Raw genomic sequence first — 23,369 nt, forward strand, 5'->3', positions numbered from 1 at the left:
AGGCGGTACCGGGCACGGGCGCCGCGGCGCCCGGCCAGGTGTAGAGCTCCCCCGCGGCACGCGGCCCGAACCGCGCCCGCCGCCGTCAGCGCGACGGGCGGGCGACCGCCGGGTACGGGACGACGGTCCCCGTGGGACCGCCGGAGGCCGCGGAGGCCGCCCGGGCGTGGATGACGCGGGCGCGGTGCCGTTGCGCGAAGGCGTGCGGAGGGTCGGCGGACGGCGGGTCGGGCAGGCCGGTCGCGTCCAGCAGCAGGCGGGGGTGTGCGGTGTCCGGCAGCCGGGCGGCGGTGGCCGAGTCGGTGAGGACGCACACCGGTCCGGCGTCGTCGAGCAGGCGGGCGAGCCGCTGCGCCGGGTACTCCGGGTCGAGCGGCAGACAGGCGCCGCCCGCCTTCAGGACGGCCAGGACGCCCAGGATCAGCGGGACCGAACGCGGCAGCGCCAGGGCGACGAGGTCGCCGGTGCCGACCCCCCGGGCGGCCAGCCGGCGGGCCAGCCGGTGGGACCGCTCGGCGAGTTCCGCGTACGTCAGGGTCAGATCGGCGTGCACCAGGGCGGGCGCGTCGGGGGTGCGCCGGGCGCCGGCGTCGACCGGGCCGATGCGCGTGACGGCGGCGATGTCCCCGGGGTTTCCACCCCTGTTCACGTCCCCGTTCCCGTCCCCGTTCACGTCCCCGTTCCCGTCCCTGTTCTGGTGCGCGCTCCCGTCCCCGTCGGGGGTGCCGAGCCGGGAGAGGGGTGCGTGCGGGTCGCAGTGGGCGATCCGGGTCAGCAGGGCGAGGAACTCCTCCTGGTGGGCGCCGAGTTCGTCACCGGTGCGGAGGGCGGGGTGGGCGTCGTGGTCGATGCGCAGGCCCCGGCCGTCGGCCCGGTCGTAGACGTGGACGGTGAGGTCCTTGGTCGGCCCGGCGGACAGGTTGTGCGGGACGGCGGGGGCGCCGGCGAAGGAGAGTCCGTAGTCGAACGGCATCACGTTGAAGAGCGGCCCGACGGGCGGGGGGCCCTCGTCGCCGAGGCCCAGGTCGCGCCGGAGGTGGTGGAAGGGGTAGCGCTGGTGGCGCCGCGCGGCGCGCAGTCCCAGCACGGTCTGCCGGGTCAGGGTGGCGAAGGTGAGGGCGGGGGTGACCTCCAGCCGCAGCGGCAGGATGTTCCGCACCATGCCGGGCACCCGCAGCGCCACGGAACCGAGCCGGCACATCAGGGGCAGGCCGAGCACCACGTCGGAGTCCTCGGTGACCCGGGAGACGTAGAGGGCCTGCGCGGCGATCAGCACCTCGGCCCAGGTGGCGCGCAGTTCACCGGCGAGGGCGCGCAGCCGCGCGGTGACGTCGTCCGGTACGCGGGCGCCCCGGCGCAGGGAGGTGCGGGAGGGCCGCGCGTACCGTCCGGCCGCGGTGGGCGCCGCGGGGCGGTCGGCGAGCGCCTGGATCCAGTGGGCGCGGTCGATGCCGTACTGCTCGGAGGAACGGTAGGCGAGGTCGTCGGCGACCAGGTCGGCGAGGCGGCCGAACGGGTTCGGGCCCGGCCCGCGCCCCGCCGCGAGCGCCGAGTAGACCTCGGCGGTGCGGCGGGCGAGCAGCGAGTAGCCGAACCCGTCCATGACGAGGTGGTGCACGCACTGGTACCAGAGCCAGCGCGCTTCGCCGACCCGCAGCAGCGCGTGCCGGAAGGGCGGGCCGGCGGCGAGGTCGAAGGGACGGTCCAGGTCCCGTTCCATCCAGGCGAGCGCGGCGGCGTCCGGGTCGGCCTCGCCACGCAGGTCCGCGGTGCGCAGCGGGAAGTCACCGGCGGACAGGGGGACCGTGAACTGCCGCGGCCCGTCCGGGGTGTCGACGATCCGCGTGCGCAGCGCCTCCGCGTCGTCGGCCGTGCGGCGCAGGGCCCGGGCGAGCAGCCCGGGCCGCACCTCGCCGTGGATCTCCAGGTACTCGGCGAGGTTCAGGGCGGTGCCGGACGGGTCGAGGGAGTGCAGGTTCCACACGCCGGCCTGGGCGGCGGTCAGGGGCAGTCCCCGCTCGGGCGCGGCGGTCACTGCCGCACCCCGAGCAGCGGGACCCAGGCATCGATGGCGGGCCGGTCGGCGAGGTCGACGAAGGAGACGTCGACACCGTGCTCGCGCCGCCACCGTTCGACGAGGTCGATCAGCCGGACGGAGTCGAGGCCGTAGTCGACCAGGTCGTCGGCGGCGGGGATGTCGAGGGGATCCTCCCCCAGCACGTCCGCGACGTCCTCACGTATGCGCTGCACGGTCAGTGTCATGGTCGGTTCCCCCTGGGAGACGGTTCGGCTGTCGTGATGCGGCGCGCGGCCCTGGACGTCCCGTGCCGGGAGGTCGTCGGGTCGGGGTCGCCCTCTCGACGTGCGACCGGTGGGCGGTGGTCGCGACGTGCGCCTCACCGGTCGGCCGGGGCCCCCGGGAGTCCGTCTGCGGCTCGTGTCGGGCGGGGGTGCGGCCACCGGGCGGCGCGGAGGGACGACGGGGCACCGCGCCCGCGCGTCCGGGATGCGCCGGCGGGGGCGGCGGCCGGGCGGAAGCCCTCCGCGCCGGCCCGGGCGTGCGGGCCGGCGTCCCGGTGGCGCGTACTCCGGTACCGCCCGTGGCTCGTGTCTCGTGGACCGTGGTCACCTGGGGTCTCCGGGGCGGTTCGCCGGTACCGCGGGTACCGGTGCCGATGGGTTCGAGCGGTGCGGGTCGGCCGGGTACGGCGCCGGAGCGAAAGGGTACTGGGGCCGGTCCCCCGGCCGGAAGGGGCCCTGGGCCGTACGGTCCGCGACGTGCGTGCGAAAACCGCCGTCCGGCACGCTCACGGCGTGCGGCGGCGGTTCCGCGGGAGTGGTGCGGCCGGGCGCTGCCACGGGCGCCCGGCGGGAGTGTGGCCCGGCCCGAGTGCGGGGGGTGTCCTCGGGCCGGGCGTTCAGTGGGCCGCGCGGGGGCCGCTCGCCTCGTCGGCGCGGGCCTTCTCCTCAAGACGGGCCTTGGCGTCCCTCCAGTCGAGCGGCAGCTGCCCGACCGGGACCTCCCAGAAGGTGAACGTCGACCGGCGCGACGTGGCACGCAGCCCGGTCATGATGCTCTTGTGGGGTTCCGTCCCGGCGTAGGTGTAGAGCGCGTCCTTGCTCTCCCACGCGGACAGGGTGAAGAAGACCCCGTTGAGGAGCTGGGCCTCCAGGGAGGCGCCGAGCGCCCCGGGGGACTTGCGGACCTGGCCCCACGCGACGAGGGACTTGAGGAAGAAACGGGGGACGTCCTTCCTGGACCCCAGCTCGAACCGCGAGGCCATGCAGAAAGCGGTGGTGTCGGGCTGCGCCGGATTGGGCGTGACCCACGGGAGAGTAGGCACGATAGTCTCGCCTCCACGGTTGGTGAGTGGCACTATCTATATTAGACAGTACAGCTACCCAATATCCAGTGGAGAAGCGGGGAAGCGCGTGAGAATCTCGGAGCTCAGCCGCCGCAGCGGGGTGCCCAACGCGACCATCAAGTACTACCTGCGCGAGGGCCTGTTGCCGCCGGGCCGCGCCACGGCGCAGACACAGGCGGAGTACGACGACTCGCACCTGAGGCGACTGCGTCTGATCCGGGCCCTGACCGGGGTGCGCGGACTGTCCGTCGCCGCGGCCAAGCAGGTGCTGGACACCATCGCCGAGGAGGACCAGACCGACACGCACCACGTGCTCGGGCTGGTCTTCGGCGTCTGGCCGTCCGGCAGCAGCAAGCCGGAGACGGCCGACGGACAGGTACCGGTGGAGTGCCCGGAGACCGACGCGCTGGTGGACGCGATGGGCTGGACGGTCTCCACCTACAACCCGGCCCGGCAGGTCATCGACCGGACCCTGGAGACACTGCGCTCGCTGGGCATGGAGCAGGACTGGAGGTCCCTCCTTCCGTACGCCGAACTCGCCGCGCGCACCGCCCGGCTCGACCTCGACCAGCTCGAGACGCTCAAGGACCCGCTGGAGAAGGCCGAGCGCGCGGTGCTGCTGACGTTCGTGCTGGAACCGGCCCTGATGGCGCTGCGCCGGCTGGCGCAGGAGGACGAGTCGATCGTGCGCTACGGCGAGAGCCCGTCGCTGGCCGCGCTCCAGCCCGGCCGCAGGCGTGCGGACGAGCATGAGTGAGCGGTACTCACGTCGGTCCGGGGGCGGCCCGCCGGGCGGCGGCCGGGCGGTGCGCCCCCGTACGCGAGGTTGAGTACCCGCGACTCAGGACCGTCCTGTCCCCCGCGTGTTCTGCTCATGGGCGGAATGCGGTACGGCACCCGCCGTACGTCCACCGCGCACGGGGAGGCAAGCGGATGCAGTTCCGGATTCTGGGCCCGCCCGATCTGTACGACGAGACGCACGACCGGTGTGCGCCGCTGGGCGCCCCGAAGCTGCGGCTGCTGCTCGGCGCCCTGCTCACCCGGCCGAACACCCCGGTGCCCCGGGAGGAACTGGTCCGCGAGCTCTGGGGCACCGCACCGTCGCACCGGGCGTTCCGCAGCCTCAACGCCCACGTGTCGGCGCTCCGCAAGGCCATGGCGCAACAGGAGGCGGAACCGCGTGACGCGCCGCGCCTCGTCGCCCGCGAGGCGGGCTACGCGCTGCGGGCGCAGGCGGCGGAGACCGACTTCGGGCGCTTCGGGCAGGCACTGGCACGGGCGCGCCGCACCACGGCGCACGACCCCGAGGGCACCTACGCGTCGCTGTGCGGGGCCCTCGCCCTGTGGCGCGGGCCCGTGCTCGGCGGCGGCCCGCACGGCCCGGCGTGCGGGCGGCTGGCGGCCCGGCTGGAGCGGGACCGGGTGGACGCGCTGGAGATCTACTTCGACTGCGCGCTGCGCACCGGACGGCACGAGCGGGTCCTTCCCGAGCTCCAGGACGCCACCGCCGCCCATCCGCTGCGCGAGCGCCTCCACGACCAGCTGATGCTGGCCCTGTGCCGCTGTGGACGGGCCCCCGAGGCGATCGGCGTCTACCGGCGGGCGCGCCGCCGGCTGGCCGTCGCGGGCGGCCACACGCCGCTGCTGACGGCCCGCCTGGAGCAGATCGGTGTCTGCTCCCCCGTCCTCACCGACCCCGCCGCCGACGCCGAGGCGCCCGGCCCGTCCGGTCCGGGCGCGCCCGCGGCCCGGACCGGCCACGAGGTGTCGCCGCGCTCCGTCGTCGGGTATCTGACGGAGCTGCTGAGCGGCCAGGTGCTCGCGCCCTGACCGCGCGTGAGCGACGGAGCGCGCCTCCCGCCGGTTGCGGGAGGCGCGCTCACTCGTCTCAGGAACCCTTCGGCACCACCGTCACAGCTCGCCGACGAGCTGCCGGGCCGCCTCCATCCCGGAGGAGTAGCCGGCCTCGTGCGAGCCGATCTGGTCCACGCCGTGCCGCTTGGCGTGGAAGTAGGCGCCGCACAGCTTCACCCGGGTCCCCTCGTTCACGTCGTAGATGTCCTTCTGCATCTCGCGGACGTGGATGTCGATGATCGGGTGCGTGTACGGGAAGGTGGCGATGACCGTCTCCGGGTCGACGTCACGCGGGTAGTCCAGCGTGACGAAGTAGTCCTTCTCGGAGGTGAACCCGTGCAGCTTGTTCATGTAGTAGGCGACGTACGTGCGGTCCTCGCCGCCGACCGCGACCTTGCCGTAGTTCCACGCCTGCCAGCGCCCGCGGTCGGCCGGCATCACCGAGGGGTCGGTGTGCAGGATGACCGTGGAGGAGTTGTAGCGGACCTTGGACAGCACCTCGCGCTGCCGTTCGGTCGGGTTGTCGAGCATGGCGAGGGCCTCGTCCGCGTGGGCGCCGACCACCACGTAGTCGTAGCGCTCCGAGCCCCGGGCGGTGGTCACGGTGACCCCGTCGTCCTCCTGGCGGATCGCGGTGACGGGCTCGCCCGAGCGGATCTCGGGGCCGATGGCGGCGAGCGCCTTGCGGACGTAGGAGATCGAGCCGCCGCCGACCGTGCGCCAGTCGACGTGCTGGCCGCCGAGGCCGCCCTCGTCGTGGCCCATGAAGAAGGCGATGGCGGTACTGGCCGGCATCTCCCAGATCTTCTCGGCCGGGATGGACCAGACGGCGGAGCAGAGCAGGATGACGTACGAGGTGCGGAACGCCTGGCTGTAGCCGCCGCGGTCGAGGTACTCGCCGAGCGGGATGTCGGCCTTCTTGCGGACGAAGTCCCGGCGGCCCTCGGTGTGGAAGCGCCTGGCCTCGCGCCAGATGGTCCGGAACTCCTCGGAGTCGGCGTAGCGGGCGGCCATCTCCTCCTCGGACAGCCCGAGTTCGGCCGTGCCGTACTCCAGGCCGGAGTCCAGGTCGAAGAAGTTGAAGGCGCCCCGGTGCTCGACGGCCTCGACGCCCAGCTCGTCGAAGAACTCGCAGAGGTTGGTGTAGGCGGGCCGGTTGAACACGACGAACGCCGTGTCGATGCCGAGGGTGCGGCCGGCGTCCTCGACCTCGACCGTGTTGGCGTGGCCACCGAGGTGGTTCTCCCGCTCGTAGATCGTGATGCGGGCGCGGTCGCGCAGGTGGTAGGCCGCGGAGAGGCCGGCGACACCGGCACCGACGATGGCGACACGGGGGCTGGTGGGCTGGGTCATGATCATGTCCTTCACGGTCGGTGTGGGGCGGGTGCGGGGGCGTACGGGGTCATGCGGTGGTCAGGCGGGTGAGGGAGTGCTCGGGAAGGCCGGGTGGGCCCGAGAGGTCGGAGAGGTCGGTGCGGCGCAGCAGGCCCGGGCCGCCGTGTTCGGTGGCGACCGCGACGACGTGCCCCGGGCCGGGGTACAGCAGGTCGAACCACCAGCGGGTGTCCGCGCCCGGCTGCCGCGGGTCCCGGACGGTGATCCGGTCCCGGCCCCGCTCCCCCGTCCGCCGCACGAAGGAGAAGCTGCCCGGGCTGCGGATCAGCCCGGTGCCGAGCGCCTTGAGGTAGGCCTCCTTGAGCACCCACAGCTCGCCGGCCAGGGCGGCGCGGGCGCCCGGCGCGGCGCGGCCGAGCTCGGCGCGCTCGGCGGGGCCGAGCCGCCGGCCCAGGTGTGCGGTCAGCTCGGCCGGGGCCGGGGTGGGGCCGACGTCGACGCCGCAGCCGCGCCCCTCGGTGACGACGCAGGCGATGAGCCCGTCGGTGTGCGAGAGGTTGAACCGCAGGTCGTCACCGGCCGGTCCGGCGGGCTCGGGCCGGCCGTGGGCGCCCCGGGTGAAGCGCCAGTGGTCCAGGGGGCGGTCGGTGCGGGCCGTGAGCGCGTAGCGGGACAGCAGGCGCGCGCCCAGGTAGCGGCGCCGCGCGCCCGGGGTGATGCGCCGGTCCAGGCTCGCGCGTTCCTGGTCGGTCAGCAGCCGGGTGCCGCCGAGCGCGCCGGCGAAGCCGTCGACGGCGTGCTCGGGCAGCAGCCACAGGTGCGCGGCACCGCTCCCGCTCACAGCGCGGCGGCCGACAGGTCGGTGCGCTCGGCGAGCGGGAACTGCCAGTGCGAGAACAGCCGGTTCTCCCGGTGGAGGTGGCGCAGCACCTGCATGACCTCGTCGACGACGGCCTGGTCGGTGACGAACTCGTGCGGGTACAGCTGCTTGCGCAGCCGCTCCAGCTGGAGCAGCAGCACCGCGCCGCTGGGCAGCGGGTCGTCCAGCACGTCGTGCGAGTGCACGTAGGTGTGCACGCACGCGGCGGCCGCGTGCACCAGGCAGTACTCCTTGGCCAGGTCGAACAGCTCGGCCGACTGCGCGTACGCGCGGCCCAGCTCCGCCTTGAGGGCGGTGGCGCGCCCGGCGAGCGTCCCCGCCCGGCCGAGCAGTTCCTCCGCGACGTCGGCGGCGCGGAGCAGCCGGTCGCGTTCGGCGCTCTTGGCGTCCTCGGCCAGGGCGCGCAGCCGGCGCAGCGCGTCGGGTGCGGCCAGGACGGCGTCGTCGAGGCCACGGCTGAACAGCTCCTGCCGCGACGGGTCGTAGACCGGCAGTTCGCGGTCCATGCCGAAGAGGACGGCGGCGCGTTCGGCGGCGGCCGCACGGACCTCGTCGTCCGCGGTCGTCGCCCTGCCGAGCAGGCCGTCGAGCTGCTGGCCCAGGTTGCGCAGGTTCACCACGGTGTTGCCGTCCGCGATGTTGGCCACCAGCAGGTCCCGCAGCATCTTCTGGTACGGGCCGTAGTGCGGGTGGGCGCGCAGGAAGTAGCGCGCGCCGATGACCACGTTCAGCTGCGACATGGTCTTCTCCAGGAGCGTCGGCGCCAGGTACTTGGCCACCGACGACCACACGCTGAGCTGCTCCGGCGCCGCCTGGATGGCCCGTACCGCGCCCAGGCTGACGGCGTCCGCCACCATCAGGTCCGCGAACGCCTCCACCAGCTGGCGGCGGCTGTAGGGGACGTCGCTGACGGTGCCGCCGAACAGCACCCGCCGCTCGGTGAAGTCCAGCGTCAGCCGCAGCGCCGTGTCCACCGAGGACAGCGCCAGGCTGCTGATCACCGCGCGGGCCACCTGGGTGGACTTCAGCGCGATCTCCAGGCCCTGCCCCTCGGCGCCCACGAGGGCGGAGTCCGGCACGAAGGCGCCCTTCAGCCGCAGCCCGCTCAGGTCGAGCGCGCGCAGCCCGTGCAGCTTCTCGACCGGCAGCTCCTCGACGGTGTCCGCGTCGAGGCTCCACTTGTCCACGAGGAAGATCGAGTACGCGCCGGGGCCGTTGCGCTCGCCGGTGCGGGCGTGCACCACCATCGTGTCCGCCACGGTCGCGTTGCCGATCAGCCACTTCTCGCCGGTCAGCAGCCAGCCGCCCGCGACGCGCTCGGCACGCATCTCGTTGGCGATCAGGTCGCTGCCGTGGGCCCGCTCGGACAGGCCCCAGGAGAGCCCGCCGCCGCGCTTCATGTGCGCGATCAGCGTGCGCTTCTGCTCGTCGGAGCCGGCGATCCACACCGTCATGAAGCTGAGGTTGGTGATGACCAGGGCGGTGGCGGTCGTCGAGTCGCGGCGGGCCACCAGCCGCATCAGGTTGAAGCCGGTCTCGACGTTGCCCGCGCGGCCGCCCTGCTCGGCGGGGAGCGAGTACTCGTGCACGCCCCAGCGCCGCAGCTGGCTGACGAACCCGTAGGGGTACTCCTCGTGCTCGTCGTGGTCCAGCACCCGGGTGAACGGGATGCGGCTGCCCGGGTCGTCCGGGTCACCGAGGTACTTCTCGAGGTCGGCGGCCAGCTCGGTGAGGCGGGCCTTGGGCGTCGTCGCCATCGTCGTCGTACTCCTATCGGGTGGTGGCCAGCCGGACGGGCAGGGCGGTGAACAGCCGGTCGCCGTCGCGCAGCGCGAGGGCGGCGTCGAGCGCGGGGGCCAGCAGTTCGCCGTGGCGGCGCGGGTCCGTCCCGTCGGCGCGGGCGAGCAGGTAGCCGAGCGCGGCGCCGAGCCAGCCGGTGGAGCCGGGCTCCGTGCCGTACAGGGACGTCCCGCGGTTGGCGTTCCACAGGTGCAGACAGCAGGCGGCGGCGTGCAGCCAGGCGTACCGCTCGGCGGTGTCCACCAGGAGGTTGGGGTCGGCGCCGGGCTTCCGCGCGGCCCGGGTCGCCTCGCCCAGCCCGGCCACCGCGTCCGCCAGCCGCCACACCAGGTCCTGCACCTCGCCCAGGTCACCGGTGACCGCGTCGACGGCGTCCGGCAGTCCGGCGAGGACCGGATCGGTGCCGCGGGCGAACATGTCGAGCCGGGCGGGCTCGTACGGCGGCAGCACGGCGTCCAGCGTGAACACGGTCCGCACCGCGTCCGGGTCGGGGACGGCGCCGCCCTCGGTGAGGGTCGGCAACTGGCCCGCGTACGAGCGGAGGTTGGCGAGGGTGCTGGCGTCGATCACGCGGACCACCGCCGAGTCCCGCTGGAGCTTCTGGAACAGTCCGGCGCCGCGATCGCCCTCGCGCAGCACCGACCGGGTGGCGAGGACCGTGCCGGAGGCCCGGATCAGGTCCTCGGAGGCCTCAGCGACCACGTGCTTGGCGGCGAGGGCCCACACGCTGAAGGACTCCGGCACCACGTGCACGCCGCGCGCCGCGCTCAGCGCCACCGCGTCCGCGGCGATCAGCGCGGAGGCGGCGACCGCCAGCTCGCGCCGGGGCCACGGCGATTCGGTGAGGGCGGCACGGCCGACACGGCGCCCGGCGGCGAAGTCCAGGGCGAGGCGTACGGCGGTGTCGGCGATGCCCAGGCTGCCGGCCATGCTCATCAGCCGCACCGCCTGCTGGGCCCTGACGGCGGCCTCCAGGCCCTCGCCCTCCCGGCCGACCAGCGCGCCCGGCGGCACCGGGGTGTCGTGGAAGCGCAGGGTGGCCAGGTCGATGCCGCGCATGCCGTTGGTGCGCGGGGCGGGCACCCGCTCCAGGGTACCCTCCGGCACGCCGGCCGTGTCCAGCAGGACGGCGGTGAAGGCGCCGGGTCCGCGCTCGCCGGTGCGGGCGACGACGTACACGGCGTCGGCGCGCAGCCCGAGGCCCACGAGCCACTTCTCGCCGCTGAGGACGCCGTCGCGCAGCCGTACCTCGTTGGTGAGCAGGTCGCTGCCGTGCGCGGCCTCGGTGAGCGCGAAGGCGACGGCGCCGCCGCCGCGCAGGATCTCCGCGGCCCGCTGCTGCTGCCCGACGCTGCCGTGCAGCTGGAGGCAGGTGGCGGCGATGATGCTGAACATGGTGCCGGGCATGATGTTGACGTCCCGGCGCGCGGCCGCCCGTACGAGCGTGAGGCTGCGGTCGAAGGACTCCAGGGCGCCGCCCCACTCCTTGGGCAGGTAGTTGAGGTGGAACCCGGCCCGCACCAGCTCCGCGCAGAGCTCCTCGGGGAACTCGTCCCGCTCGTCGCGCGCGACGGCCGCCGCGAACCCGTACGGGTTGGCGTCGTCCGTGGGGTCGCCGAGCCGCCGCTCCAGTTCCTCCGGCGTCAGCGGGCTCACCGCAGCCCCACCGAGGGTCCGGGCGCCGGGGTCTCCAGCGGGACGGGGCGGTAGTCCGCGGCGGTCGCCGGGATGTGCACGCCCGCCGTGCGCAGCTGGGCGAGGCGGGTGTGGAAGGCGGCGCCGCGCATCAGGTGGTGGGCGACGTCCGCGACCCGGCGGTTGCCCGGCGTCTTCAGGTAGCTGCCGGTCACCCAGTCGTTGAAGCTGCCCATCGCCGGGCCGCACCAGACCTGGTAGTCGGCGGCGCGGCTCTCGTCACCGGTGACCGCCCAGCGCGAGGACATGCCCAGGTACCAGCGGAAGACCAGCGCCATGCGGCGCTTGGGGCTGCCGGCGGCGCGCCGGAGCTGCTCGGGGTCGCGCCGGGTGAAGTACGTGACGCACTCCTGCCAGACGTCCTCCAGGGAGCGGCGGAAGATCTGCTGCTCCAGGCGGGCGCGGTCGGCGGGCGGGATGGACTCCAGGCCGTCGTAGGTCTGGTAGAGCTCGTACAGGCGCTTGGCCCGCATCGGGAACAGGGTGCCCTTCTTCAGCACCTGCAGCTCCACGCCCATCTCGAACATGTCGGCGGCCGGGGCCATCTCGCAGTCGGCGATGCCCGCCTCGGCGAGCATCTCCTTGGACCTGGCGGAGGCGCCGGACTCCACGCAGGACTGGTTGACGGAGCCGGTGACCACGTAGGCGGCGCCCATCGCGAACGCCGCCGCCACCGCGACGGGTGTGCCGAGGCCGCCACCGGCCCCGACCCGCACCGGCTCGGCGTACCGGAACTCGCGCTGCACGCCGTCCCGCAGCCGCAGGATGGTCGGCAGCAGCGCGGGCAGCGGACGCCGGTCGGTGTGGCCGCCGGAGTCGGCCTCCACGGTGATGTCGTCGGCGAGCGGCACGTGGTGGGCGAGCGCGGCCTGTTCGGAGGTGATGAGGCCCTGTTCGAGGAGCGCGCTGACCAGGGTGGCCGGGGCCGGGCGCATGAAGCGCTCGGCGGTCTCGGCCCGGGAGATCTTGGCGATCAGCCGGTTGTCGGCGACGACACGGCCGCTCGCGTCCCGGCGCAGCCCGGCCAGCCGGTAGCGGACGACGTGCGGGGTGAGGTCCATGTACGCGGACGCCTCCACGCAGCGCACGCCGTGGCGCAGGAACAGCTCGACGGCCTCCCGCTCCAGCCGGTCCTCGCTCGGGCTGTGGATGAGATTCACGGCGTACGGCAGTCCGGGGATCTCGGCGGCGAACCGGGCGAGGGTCTTCTCGATGGTCTCGGGCAGCAGCCCGGCCGCGCCGAAGGAGGCGAGGTAGCCCTCCTTCGCGAGGGCGACGACCATGTCGGCGGAGGCGATCCCGCCGGCCATCGCGCCCGCCATGTACGGCTGCCGCACGCCGTGCGCGGCGCGGAAGGCGGCCGAGCCGAGGCGCTCGGGCGGCAGCGGCTGGGCGGCGGCGAGCAGCGGCAGGCCGTCGCCCTCGGCGGCGGCGAAGCCGCCGGAGACCGCGCCGATGCCCTCGGGGGTGACGGCGATGAAACAGGGCTGGTCGAGATCGGCCAGCGCGTTGTAGATCCCGGCGGGATCCGTGCTGGGGTAGCGCTCCCCGTACCAGCGGAGAGGGGTGTCGCGGATGTCCATGGGAAAACGGGGCTCCTTGGCTTCGGCGGCGGCGGTGCGGGCGGGCGTCACGCCTCGGCGGTACGGACCTCGACGGCCACGTCGGTCAGTTCGTAGATGCGCAGACCCGGCTTCCACAGGTCGGCGTCCGCGACCACCAGCAGGCGGCCCTCCTCGCGACGGACCTCCTTGACGTGCACGTCGAAGAAGAGTTCCCGGTCGTGGCGGAGGATCTGGCCGCGGTACTTCCAGGACATCTCGACGTCGGTGGCCATCGCGAAGCGGGGCCGTTCGATGCCGTCGGCGAGGTTCTGCTCCAGGACGTACAGGCGGAGCGCCTGGAGGACGGCCTCGACGCCGAGGGAGCCGGGCATCACGGGGTCGCGGTGGAAGTGGCAGTCGAAGTACCACTCGTCGGGCCGGATCGCGCGGTAGCCGTGCAGGTAGCCGCGGCCGTGCTTCCCGCCGTCCGCGACCAGGTCCACGTGGTCGACGAGCGCGAACTTGTCACCGGGCAGGTGCAGATGACCGCCGGCCGGATCACTGAACTCGGGGGCGCCCTCGGGCAGTTCGATGCGGCGGACCCGGGAGGCGTCGGGCTTCTCGGCCTCGATCCAGGGGGCGACGTACCGGCCGCTGTCCAGGCCGACCTGGTTGGCGAGGGCGGCCTCGCTGAAGTAGCCGAAGAGGGACTCTCCGGTGTAGAAGACCTCGCCGTCGGCGGAGAGCTCGTAGGAGAAGTTCTGCAGCACCGCGCCCTGCACGGCGCTCGTCATCAGCAGCTTGGAGTGGTGCCGGATGGTCCTGCCGCGCAGGTCGATGTCCTTGACGAGGGTGGCGCGGCCGTCGAGGTTGCGGATCGAGTACTGCTCGTCGGTGTTCTTCAGGGTGGCCCCGAGGTAGTAGCCGAGGAAGATCGCCGCCTGGAGGGAGCTCTCCATGTAGACGGCGTTCGGCATGTGCGGGTGGGAGTTCTGCTCGTAGTACCAGGCGTCGGCCGGTGAGTCGTACTCGGTGACCATCTCCGAGCCGGGCGAGAGGTCGCCGCGGGTGCCCTTGAGGGACATGACGCGGTCGACGAACTGGAAGTCGCCGTTGGGGATGTACGGGGCGCGGCTGTCCCGGTACACCTCGAACTCCGGGCCCATCGCCATGTCCAGGAGGCCCTTGGCGGCGTGGGCGAGGTGCAGCTCGTTGATCATGGCGGGTTCGCCGTTCCGGTTCCGCCGTCCGAGGAACCGCGGCACGCCACCGATCTCGGGGCGGTAGGGCGACCCCTCCTTCTCCCGCACCTGGAGCCCGAGGTTCTTCATCCGGATGACGGGCTTGTCGCCCAGGTAGATGAGGACGTCGGCGATGACCGTGGCGCGCGGCAGGAGCGTCAGCTCCATGACCTCGACCTCGTACCGGATCTCCTCGTGGGCCTGGGTAATCTGGCCGCGGACCTGGACCTCGATGGGGGTGTCGGTGACGCACTGGAAGCGGGCGTCGGGGAGGGTGAGGTGCATGCCCTGGTGCAGCAGGTAGATCTGGAGGAGCTGCACGGCGCCCTCGGCGACCAGCGAGCCGGCGAGGACGTGGTCGTCCGGGAAGTGGCAGAGGAAGTACCAGGCGTCGGGCGTCAGCTTCTTGATGCCGGTGAGCTTGCCGAGGGCGCGCGGCCCGCCCTTCCGGTCGATGATCACCTCGTCGACCATGCGCAGCTTCTCGTCCGGCAGGCGCAGCGCCGGGTTGACGCCCGGGTCCTGTGCGTGGTCGGGGCCGAAGACGTCGCCGGGGCGTCCCTGGGCGAGCAGTTCGAGGTCGTCGCGGGTGAGGTGGTTCTTACGGGCGTACGCCAGCGGCTTGAAGTACCCCTTGGGGAGCTGGGCCCGGGCGGCCTTCTCCTTCTCGGTCATCACGACGCCGAGCGGGGTGTCGAGCTCCGCCTGGCTGAAGAACCCGGCGCAGGCGTCGTGCAGTTCGAGGATCAGCTCGCCGTCGGCGTAGCACTTGTAGCTGAAGAAGAAGAGCGTCGTGTCGCCCTGGTGGACGAAGCGGTCGATGGAGATGTCGTAGCGCAGGGTCTGGCCGACCCGCGGCAGGTCGCCGCGGAAGACCAGCGTCGAGTCGAGCAGCCGGTAGACCCGCTCGCCCTTGTTGCGGAAGTCGATGCCGAGGTAGCTGACCAGCAGCAGGTCGCACTGGCCAGCCTCGACGGTCACGGCCGGCGGGACGCCGCCGTCGACGGCGTACCAGGCGTCCTCGGGGACGTCGTACTCCGTGGTGATGGTCGAGGGCTTGAACTCCCCCGTCGTCCCGTCGATCGCGGTGACCCGGGTGACGAAGTGGTACGGCGGTGCGGGCAGCCGGACGCGCTTGCCGTACCCGTCGATCACGCCGAACTCGGGTCCGAAGACCTTGGCGACGGAGCCCGTGGCGAACTCGAGGAGGTCGGCCTCGTCCCAGATGACACCCTCCTTCACCTCGCGGGCCGGTTCGGGGGCCTGGTGGCCGGGGGCCTGCTGTCCGGTGGCGGCGGGCGGGGTGGCGACGGGCTGCGCGGGAGGGGCCGCCGCGGGGAGGACGGGAGCGGCGGGGGCGGCGGGGGCGATGGGTGCGGGAGGGGTCGCGGGCACGGCGGGGGCGGTCGCCCCGCCGCCGTCCAGGAGGGCTTCCACCCGGTTGAGGGTGGCCGCCTGGAGGATCTGCTGGGTCTCCATCACCACCGAGTGGGTGGCCACCATCTGACGGCGCATCTCCCGGACGAGATCGGCGGCGACGGCGGCCGGCTCGTCCTGCACGAGGGCGGCCGACGGCGCGGGAACGTGGGCGGGAGGGGTCGCGGTGACCGGCGGCAAGGGCTCACCGGAGGGCGCGGGCGCGGTGCCCGGTGCGTGCTGTGCCCAGGGGAGGTAGGAGATCGGGGTGCCGTCGAAGGCGATGACCTCGGCGTCGGCGAGGGTCGGGTCTGCGGGCATGAGAGGTGAGTCCTCCGGCGGTACGGACGGGACGGGGTCGGGGGCCGGGGTGGCGGCGACGGGGTGCGGGGTGGGCGGGGTGCCGGGAACGGTCGGGGTGCCGGGAGCGCCCGGCCCGGATGCGGAACCGGTCCCCGGGGCGGCGCCGGGCGGGGTCACCGGCCCGGCGGGACCGGAGCCGGAGGCGAGGGCGGCGCCCGCCGGACCGAGGTCCGGGACGGCACCCGGCACGGGGGCGGGCCCCGGGGCGGGCACGGCACCCGTGAGCCCGTGACCCGTGGTGGAGTTCGAGTTCGCGCCCGGCACGGGGGCGGGCCCCGGGGTCGGCACAGCACCCGCGGGACCGGCACCAGCAGCGGGTACCGCCGGCGCGGCGGCCGCACCGGAGCCCGCGGTCGCGCCCGCCGTGCCGGAAGCCGGGGGGGCCGGGTACGAGGCCGGTACGGACGTCACCCCTGCCGTGCCGGTGACCGGCACCCCGCCCACGGCCGGGCCGGAAGCCGCAACCGGCGACGCGACGGCCGTCGAACCGGCGGCCGAGGCCGGAACGGCCGTGCCCGCCACCGGGCCGGAAGCCGCGGCCGGGGCCGGTGGCGCGGCCGCCGTCGCCCGTGCGGCAGCCGCGCCGGGCGTCGGCATCGTGACCGGCGCCGGGCCCGGCGCCCTGGCCGGGACGGCCGGTGCCGCAGGCGCGGGCGTCGGTGACCCGGAGGGCACCGCGGCCAGCTCGCGCGCGATCCTGGCGGGAGCCGGCTCCGCGCCGCCCACCCGGAAGCGGGTGGGGCGCGCGGGCCGGGCCGGGACGCGTTCGGCGGCCGGGCCCAGCAGTGCGGTCAGGTCGAGGTCCAGGCCGTGGGCCGTCAGTCGCGCGGCGAGCTGGGCGATCGACTTCGTCGCGGACACGCCCCGGCGGTCGACGGGCACCGCGACGTGTGCGGCGTCGCCGAGGGTCTCGCGGACCCAGCGGGAGCAGGTGGCGCTCGGGCCGACCTCCAGGAAGTACCGGAAGCCCCGCTCGTAGGCGCCGCGCACCAGCCGGGGGAAGTCGATCGGACCACGCAGGGTGTGCGCGATACGGTGCGCGATCTCCTCGCGGGTGAGGGCGGGCAGTACCTCGTAGTCGTAGGCGCTGAACAGCTCCAGGTCGCCGAACGAGCCCGTGGGGTAGTCGTTCAGACCGGCCAGGCCCTCGAACTCGGTGTCCACCACCGGCACGTGCATGACCGCGCTGACGGGCGAGCGCGCGGCGGGGCAGCCGAGTTCCGCGATCAGGGCCTTGCACTGGGCCGGGTCGCCCGCGACGACGAGTTCGGCGGGCGTGTTGACGTGGGTGAGGTACACCCGGTCGTAGCGGGGCAGCACGGCCCGGACCGACTCCGCGTCGGTGAGCAGGACGTGGCTCGCCCAGACCTCGGCGTCCGGCGTGTCGTCGGGGAGGTCCCACGCCCCGCGGACCGTGCGGCGCGGACCGCACAGCCGGTCCTCGAAGATGGGCGTCGTACTGATGAGGGCGTCGTCCCGGCCCTCCGGCAGCCAGCCGCCGGTGGCGAACAGCATGCTCGACTCGCCCAGGCTGTAGCCGAAGCCGCCGTGCGCGGTGATCCCGAGGACCTCCCGGACGAGGTCGGTGTAGAGGATCGCGAAGCTGGTGCCGGTGGCGAGCATGAACGGGATGTCCTCGCCGAGGGAGGCCTCGAAGGCCATCAGCTCCCGTCGTCCCGGGGCCGCCTGCGCCCTCGGGTACAGCTCGGCGGCCCGCAGGTGCCGTTCCGGGGCGTCGGCCTGGCCCTCGAAGCGTGTCAGCAGTCCGGGGAGGGCGCGGAACAGGTCCTGGCCGAGCCCGGGGTAGGAGTTGAACGCGCCCGGGTAGACCAGCGCGACCTTGCCGTCGGGGCCGATCGGACGGGTGGTGAAGCAGCTGCCGGCCGGGGTGGTCCACTCGCCGCCGGCCGCGTGCACGGCGGGCAGGTCGCGGGCGGCGAGGTCGAGCTGGGCGCGGAGTTCGGCCGCGTCCCGGCCGACGGCCACGGCCCGCGCCGTCCGCCCGGACAGCTGCCGGGCCGCCTCGCGGGCGAGGGCCAGGGGGTCGGCGCCCTCCTGGGCGAGCAGCTCCCGGTGCCGGTCGATCGCGGCGAGCAGTCCGTCGAAGGAGTGCGCGGACAGCGGCAGGACGACCGGGCCGCCCGCGCGCTGCCAGTCGCTCGGGACCACGGTGCCCCGGGTGGCCTCGGCGGAGAGCACCAGGTGGCCGTGGGCGCCCGCCGCCCCGATGAAGCCGACCGTCGCATGGCGGCGCGAGCCGGCGGTGCGGCGCAGCCAGGGGCGGGACGCGTCGGGCACGTACAGCGCGGAGGCGGCGAAGTCGTCGGCGAGTTCGGGGGCCGGGCGGGTCCAGCCCGCCGTGCCGGGGACGTAGCCGTGGTGCAGGCCGAGCACGGCCCGGATCAGCCCGGCCATGGTGGCCGCGCAGCCCGCGTCGCCGATCTGCGCCTTGGCGCTGCCGAGCGCGACCCGGCCGGTGCGTCCGACGGGGCCCGCCGTCCCCTGCTGCCCCTGCTCCCGCGCCGGGAAGATCTTCGCCAGGCCCACGATCTCGGCCCGGTCCTGGGCCTCGGTGCCGCCCGCGTGGGCCTCCACGTAGCCGATGTCGTCGGCGGTGATCCCGGCGGCGGCGAGGGCGTCCTCGACGGCGGCCGCGTAGGTGTCGGCGTCGGCCTCGGGCACCCGGCCGTCCACCGGCGGCGCGTGCCGGATCGCGACCGACTCCAGGCGGGCGTAGACCGGGGCCTTCGCCTCGCCGGGGCGGGTGACGACGACCGCTCCGGCGCCCTCGCCGATCCGGCGGCCGCGGGCGCCCTCGGCGAAGGTGAGCCCGGCGTCGGCGACCACGTCGGGCCGCAGCAGCAGGTTCTCGGCGCTGCCGGCCAGGTCGACGGCGCCGACGAGGACCGCCTCGATGCCCGGGTCGAGCAGCAGCAGCCGCGCGACCTGGAGCGCCTCGGCGGTGCCGGAACCGTCGGAGGAGACGGTGAAGGAAGGTCCGGTGAGGTTCCAGAGGGAGGAGATGCGGCTGGCCATGACGTTGCCGATGTAGCTCAGCACCTCGTTGGCGACGATGGGGTCGACCACCGCGTCCCGGCCGACGGCGGTGAGCCGCGCCAGTTCCTCCTCGTCGACCTGGACGCCCGCGCGCGCGAACTCCTCGCGGACGAAGGTGCCCAGCCCGTACCGCGTGATCCGGAGGTGGGTGGTGGGCTCGATCTCCATGCCGACGACGACCGCGATACGGCGCTCCGGCGGGGCGCTCTCCCCCTTGGCCACGGCGCGGCTGTACCCGGCGTCGTGCAGGGCCTCGTCGGCGACCTTGATGGCCAGGGCGTGCTGGAGGTTGTAGGTGCGCAGGTCGGCCGGCGGGATCTTGAGGTCCATGGGGTCGATGCCCAGCCCGTCGACGAACGCGCCGCGCGGCAGCGCGTCCGGCGTGACGCCCGCGCCGTGCTCCAGGGAGCCGTCGCGCGTCTGGTCCAGGCCGCGCCAGCGCCGTTCGGGCAGCGGTACGAGGGTGTCGCGGCCGGAGTGCACGGCGCGCTCGTATGCGTCGAGCGAGTCGAACGACCCGAAGTGCGCGCCGAGTCCGGTGATGTCGAGCGCGGGCACGGGCGTACGCGCGGGCGCCTGTGCATCCTCCGTACGCGGCTCGCGCTCCGGCTCGGAGAGCACGACGTGCGCGTTGGTGCCGCCGAAGCCGAACGCGGAGACCGCGGCCCGGCGGGGCCCGTCGCCCCGCGGCCACTCGCGGCCGGTGCGGACGAGGACCTCCTCGCCGACCCGGCCGTCCTTGGAGCGGATCGGCCGGTCGACGCCGGTCGTCGGCGGGATGTACCCGTTGCCCATGGACAGCACGACCTTCAGCAGGCTGCTGAGGCCGGCCACGGTGAGCAGGTGGCCGATGTTGCCCTTGACGGAGCCGATCAGCGGGATGCGGCCGGCCGCGCCGAAGAAGTCGGCCACGGACTGCGCCTCGGTGGCGTCGCCGATGGGCGTGCCGGTGGCGTGGCACTCCAGGTAGTCGACGGCGGAGGGGTCGATGCCGGCCTGCTCGTAGGCGAGCGCGTAGGAGCCGAGCTGTCCCGCGCCCTGCGGGACCAGCAGGTGGCGGCCGCTGCCGTCGTTGGTGAGGCCGATGCCGTCGACGACGGCGTGGATGCGGTCGCCGTCGCGCAGCGCGTCCGCGAGCCGCTTGACGGCGACCATGCCGGCGCCCTGACCGGTGAGGATGCCGCCGGAACGGTCGTCGAAGGGCTGGCTGAACCCGTCGCGCGGGTACGCCTGGAGGTCGCCGAAGGACAGGTGGATGAGGGTGGGGTCGGGTGCGCAGACACCGCCGGCGAGGACCAGGTCGGCCTGTCCGGCGGCCAGGTGGTCGCAGGCCAGCTTCAGCGCGTACAGCGCGGAGGAGCAGGCCGCGTCGAGCGCGTACCGGGGGCCGCCGAGGCCGAGCGCGGCGGCGGCGACGGTGGCCGGGGAGCCGCTGACCCGCAGGTCCTCGGCGTTGAGCCGGGCCGGGTCGATGCGGTCACCGGGGTGCGCGAGCGCGCCGAGCGCCGGGTGGCCGGCCCGGCGCAGCCCCTCCAGCACGGCCTCCTGTACGAGCGGCACGCTGACCCGCGCCGAAGCGGGCGTCGGGAAGGAGTAGTTGCCGAGGATCAGGCCGGTGCGGGCGAGGATCTCCGGGCGGCCGTCGTGCCCGCTGTCGCGCAGCGCCTCCCGGGCCACGTGCAGGGACCAGTGGAAGATCCGGTCGAGGCCGGACAGGTGCCCGGGGTCGAGCAGATAGCCCTCGGGGTCGAAGGCGAAGTCGGTGACGAAGCCGCCCCGGCGGCAGTAGATGTCGTGCCGGGGGTCCGTGTCGCGGGGCTCGGGCGGCTGGCCGAAGACCTCCTCACCTCCCTCCCGGCGGCTGTCCACGCCGGAGGAGAGGTTCTGCCAGAACTCGGCGGGCGTCTCCGCGCCCGGGAACAGGCAGGAGAGGCCGACGATGGCGTACTTGCTCATGAGAGCTCTCGGGTCCCTTCTGACGGGCGGCCGGCCCGGACGGCGGCATGGGATGAGGAACCGTCCGGGCCGGCCCGATCACTGAGCGGTCCTGCCGGGGCGGGTCCGTGTGCGGTGGCTGCGCCGCCCGAAGGGGCGCGGGGAACTGCGCGACCAGCCACAACGGACCCGCAGACGGGGCACAGGACTTTCCAGCAGGACGTTCGGCGCTGGATACGGGGCGGCGTCAGCCGCTGACGCCGCCGGCGAACTTGGCCGCCAGCTGCGGAGCCGACACCACGCGGACGCCGTCGAACCGGACCAGCACCGTTCCGTCGGGAGCGCAGGCCGTGACGGTCAGCACCGAGGTGCTGGCGTCGCCACCCCCGGCGGGCTCGACGACGATCAGGAAGGGCTCACCGTCGGGCAGCGGGTGGTGCAGGTCGACGCTCGCCACCCCGAGGGGCAGGGACGCGCTGTCCTCGAACAGCTTCACCCAGACCAGACCGGCCTGGAGCAGCAGGTCCGCGGTGCCGGGCGCGAAGTGGGACCCGCCGAACGCGCCGTCCCCGGGCCGCAGTTCGGCCAGCTCGGCCCGGAGCACCAGGCGCGCCGCGTCCTCGGCGAGGATCCGGCGCACACCGCGCAGGGCCGGGCCGTGGAAGAGGGTGCCGTCGGTGTACAGCTCCCCGGCGTCCCGTCCGCCGTCGAGCGCCGGGAGTCCGGCGACGGTGGCGGCGGCCGGTACGGTGCCGGGGACGGCCACGGCCCCGTAGTGCGGGCGTACGGCGCCCTTGTCGTCCGTGGACCGGATGGCCACCTGGACCGTGTCCCCCGCCGGGGTCATGGTCAGCGAGAGCCGGTCGGGCTGGGTGCCGTCGACCACGATGCCCTTGTGGACGGCGAAGTCGCGGACCTGCCGCACCGGGGTGCCGCCGGCGCGCTCGACCGCGCCGATCGCCCAGCCGAGGGCGGCCACCGCGGGCAGCACCGGCGCGTCGCCGATGACGTGGTCGGTGACGATCGGGTGACCGGTCAGGGCGCCGAGCTCGCGCTCCACGGTGACCGGGCCGGTGGCGGCGGACCGCTCCGGCTCCGACAGGGGGGTCGTCGGGCCGAGGACGGTCACCACGTCGGCGGCCCGCCCGGCGGCGAACTGCTCGGTGAACAGCCGGGCCCCGGTCTCCACCGGGATCAGGACGATGCCGCGCTCCCGGAAGACCGCCTTGATCTCCGGGGAGACCATGCCGCTGTCCCAGGCGCCCCAGTTGAGGGAGGTGACGCGGGCGGCGGGGTGGTTCTTCTTGAAGGAGGACGCCCAGGCGTTGAGGACCTCGTTGGCCATCGCGTAGTCGGACTGGCCGCGGTTGCCGAAGAACCCGGCGACCGAGGAGAAGAGGACCACGTGGCGCAGCCGGTCGGCGTCGAGCGCGGCGGCCACCGTGCGCAGACCGGTCAGCTTGGGCGCGAAGACCCGCTCGATCTCGGACGCCTTCTTGTTGGCGATGAGCTGGTCGGCGAGGACGCCGGCGCCGTGCACCAGGCCGGTGACGCGCTCCTTGTACGGGGCGAGCGCGGCGGCGGTGGCGGCGGGGTCGGTGATGTCGACGGCCAGGTACTCGACGGTGCTGCCCGCGGCGCTGATCTCCGCGAGGGTCCTACGGATCTCCCGGGCGCCCGTCACGGCGCGGGAGAGCTGCTCGACGCGCTTCGGGGTGGGCTTCTCGCCCGACGCCTTCAGCTGCGCGGCGGCGGCCGCCTTCAGCCCGGAGTCCTCGACACCGACCGCCCAGGACGGCTCGTCCGCCAGCGGGGTGCGGCCGAGCAGGAGCAGGCCGGGCCGGTGGACGCGGGCCAGTTCGGTGACGCAGCCGGCGGTGATGCCGCGCCCGCCGCCGGTGACGACGAGCAGGTCGTCGGAGGTGAGGGCGGGAACGTCGCCCGCCGCCGGGTCGAGCGCCCGCAGCGGCTGCTCGGCGAGGCCGAGGCCGACGCGGCGGGTGCCGTCGTGGCCGGCCTGGGTGAGGTCGGTGACGCTGTCCCGCGTCTCGTCCAGCACGAGGGCGGCGCCGGCCTCCGCGGTGAGCGTCGGGGCGAGGTCGACGGCCCGGCAGAACAGCCGGGGCGCCTCCACCGCGAGGGTCTTGACCAGACCGGTCACTCCGGCTGCGGGGGCGAGCTCCTCGCTCACTCCGCCGAGGCCGAAGGAGCCGTCGAGACGGGTGACGGTGACGAAGGCGGCGCGGCCCGCGTCGGCCGCGGCGGTCAGCGACTCGACCGCGTGCTTGGCCACGAGCAGCGTGTGGGCGAGGCGGCGGGTGCCGTCGGCCCAGTCGGCGTGGTGGGCGGCGGAGAGGTCGAGGACCAGGCTGATCCGGTCGGCGAGGACGAGCTCCATCCGCTCGGCGAGCTCGTTCACGCCCCAGCCGGACAGCGCGTGGTCCTTGACGCCGGTGATGCGCTGGGCCACACCGGGCAGCCGCAGCACGTGCACGTGCCGGCCCGACTCGACGAGCCGCGCGGCCAGCGCGGGCGCCAGCTCGGAGCCGTCGTCCACGATCAGCGCGCCGGAGCCCTGCGGGTAGGCGTCCACGAGCAGGTCGGGGGCGGGCAGTTCGACGAGCGCGGCCTGGGCGCGGCCGATGCCGGCGGAGGGTCGGACGGGCTCGTCGGCGGGGGTGGCCTGCGGCGCGGTCACCTGGTGCGGGGTGGTGCCGCCGGCCCCACCGCCGGACATGAAGCCGACGATGTCGCGCAGGGTGCGCAGCTCCGCGAGCTGCTCGGGGCCGGCCGCCACACCGCCGCCGAACCGCTCCTGCATCACGCCCATGATCTCGACACGCTTGATCGAGTCGATCCCCAGATCCGCCTCGACATCCATGTC

Annotated in this window: 12 protein-coding genes; 2 read left to right on the top strand and 10 right to left on the bottom strand. The window is 74.5% G+C overall.

Annotated elements, in window-relative coordinates:
- Nucleotides 1-85: 85 nt before the first annotated feature.
- The 3 genes from IEZ04_RS16415 to IEZ04_RS16425 form a co-directional block, all read right to left on the bottom strand.
- Nucleotides 86-2,035, bottom strand: a complete 1,950-nt coding sequence (locus tag IEZ04_RS16415) for a condensation domain-containing protein (RefSeq protein ID WP_189217616.1) — start codon at nt 2,033-2,035, stop codon at nt 86-88.
- A complete protein-coding gene (locus tag IEZ04_RS16420; protein WP_189217617.1) occupies nt 2,032-2,262 on the bottom strand; it encodes a phosphopantetheine-binding protein in 231 nt (76 codons plus the stop codon). The genes IEZ04_RS16415 and IEZ04_RS16420 overlap by 4 nt, the downstream gene beginning before the upstream one ends.
- 656 nt (nt 2,263-2,918) lie before the next feature.
- Nucleotides 2,919-3,344: a DUF3291 domain-containing protein gene (locus tag IEZ04_RS16425; protein WP_189217618.1), complete on the bottom strand. Its 426-nt coding sequence runs from the start codon at nt 3,342-3,344 to the stop codon at nt 2,919-2,921.
- 88 nt (nt 3,345-3,432) lie between these two features.
- Between IEZ04_RS16425 and IEZ04_RS16430 the strand changes: the two genes are divergently transcribed.
- Nucleotides 3,433-4,122: a MerR family transcriptional regulator gene (locus tag IEZ04_RS16430; RefSeq protein WP_189217619.1), complete on the top strand. Its 690-nt coding sequence runs from the start codon at nt 3,433-3,435 to the stop codon at nt 4,120-4,122.
- 176 nt (nt 4,123-4,298) lie between these two features.
- Nucleotides 4,299-5,195, top strand: a complete 897-nt coding sequence (locus IEZ04_RS16435) for an AfsR/SARP family transcriptional regulator (protein ID WP_189217620.1) — start codon at nt 4,299-4,301, stop codon at nt 5,193-5,195.
- An 81-nt stretch (nt 5,196-5,276) separates the two neighbouring features.
- Here the strand turns inward: IEZ04_RS16435 and IEZ04_RS16440 are convergent, their stop codons facing one another.
- The 7 genes from IEZ04_RS16440 to IEZ04_RS34850 all read right to left on the bottom strand — a co-directional run.
- Nucleotides 5,277-6,572 (bottom strand): NAD(P)/FAD-dependent oxidoreductase, encoded by a 1,296-nt coding sequence (locus IEZ04_RS16440; protein WP_189217621.1) that lies wholly within the window; start codon nt 6,570-6,572, stop codon nt 5,277-5,279.
- A gap of 49 nt (nt 6,573-6,621) precedes the next feature.
- A complete protein-coding gene (locus IEZ04_RS16445) occupies nt 6,622-7,395 on the bottom strand; it encodes a 4'-phosphopantetheinyl transferase family protein (protein ID WP_189217622.1) in 774 nt (257 codons plus the stop codon).
- Nucleotides 7,392-9,191 carry an acyl-CoA dehydrogenase family protein gene (locus IEZ04_RS16450; protein ID WP_189217623.1) on the bottom strand — a complete coding sequence of 600 codons (1,800 nt, stop codon included), beginning with the start codon at nt 9,189-9,191 and terminating at the stop codon, nt 7,392-7,394. Before IEZ04_RS16450 ends, IEZ04_RS16445 begins: the two co-directional genes overlap by 4 nt.
- Nucleotides 9,192-9,204: 13 nt before the next feature.
- The gene (locus tag IEZ04_RS16455; protein ID WP_189217624.1) at nt 9,205-10,890 is read right to left on the bottom strand and encodes an acyl-CoA dehydrogenase family protein; all 1,686 of its coding nucleotides are present in this window, start codon (nt 10,888-10,890) and stop codon (nt 9,205-9,207) included.
- Nucleotides 10,887-12,512, bottom strand: a complete 1,626-nt coding sequence (locus tag IEZ04_RS16460) for a PfaD family polyunsaturated fatty acid/polyketide biosynthesis protein (RefSeq protein ID WP_189217625.1) — start codon at nt 12,510-12,512, stop codon at nt 10,887-10,889. The genes IEZ04_RS16455 and IEZ04_RS16460 overlap by 4 nt, the downstream gene beginning before the upstream one ends.
- A 47-nt stretch (nt 12,513-12,559) precedes the next feature.
- Nucleotides 12,560-20,506 carry a beta-ketoacyl synthase N-terminal-like domain-containing protein gene (locus IEZ04_RS16470; RefSeq protein ID WP_229821061.1) on the bottom strand — a complete coding sequence of 2,649 codons (7,947 nt, stop codon included), beginning with the start codon at nt 20,504-20,506 and terminating at the stop codon, nt 12,560-12,562.
- 226 nt (nt 20,507-20,732) lie between these two features.
- On the bottom strand, nt 20,733-23,369 hold a 2,637-nt coding region (locus IEZ04_RS34850; RefSeq protein ID WP_229821062.1), incomplete at its 5' end, for an SDR family NAD(P)-dependent oxidoreductase.

The organism is Streptomyces ruber, assembly GCF_014648075.1.
GTDB classification, from domain to species: domain Bacteria; phylum Actinomycetota; class Actinomycetes; order Streptomycetales; family Streptomycetaceae; genus Streptomyces; species Streptomyces ruber.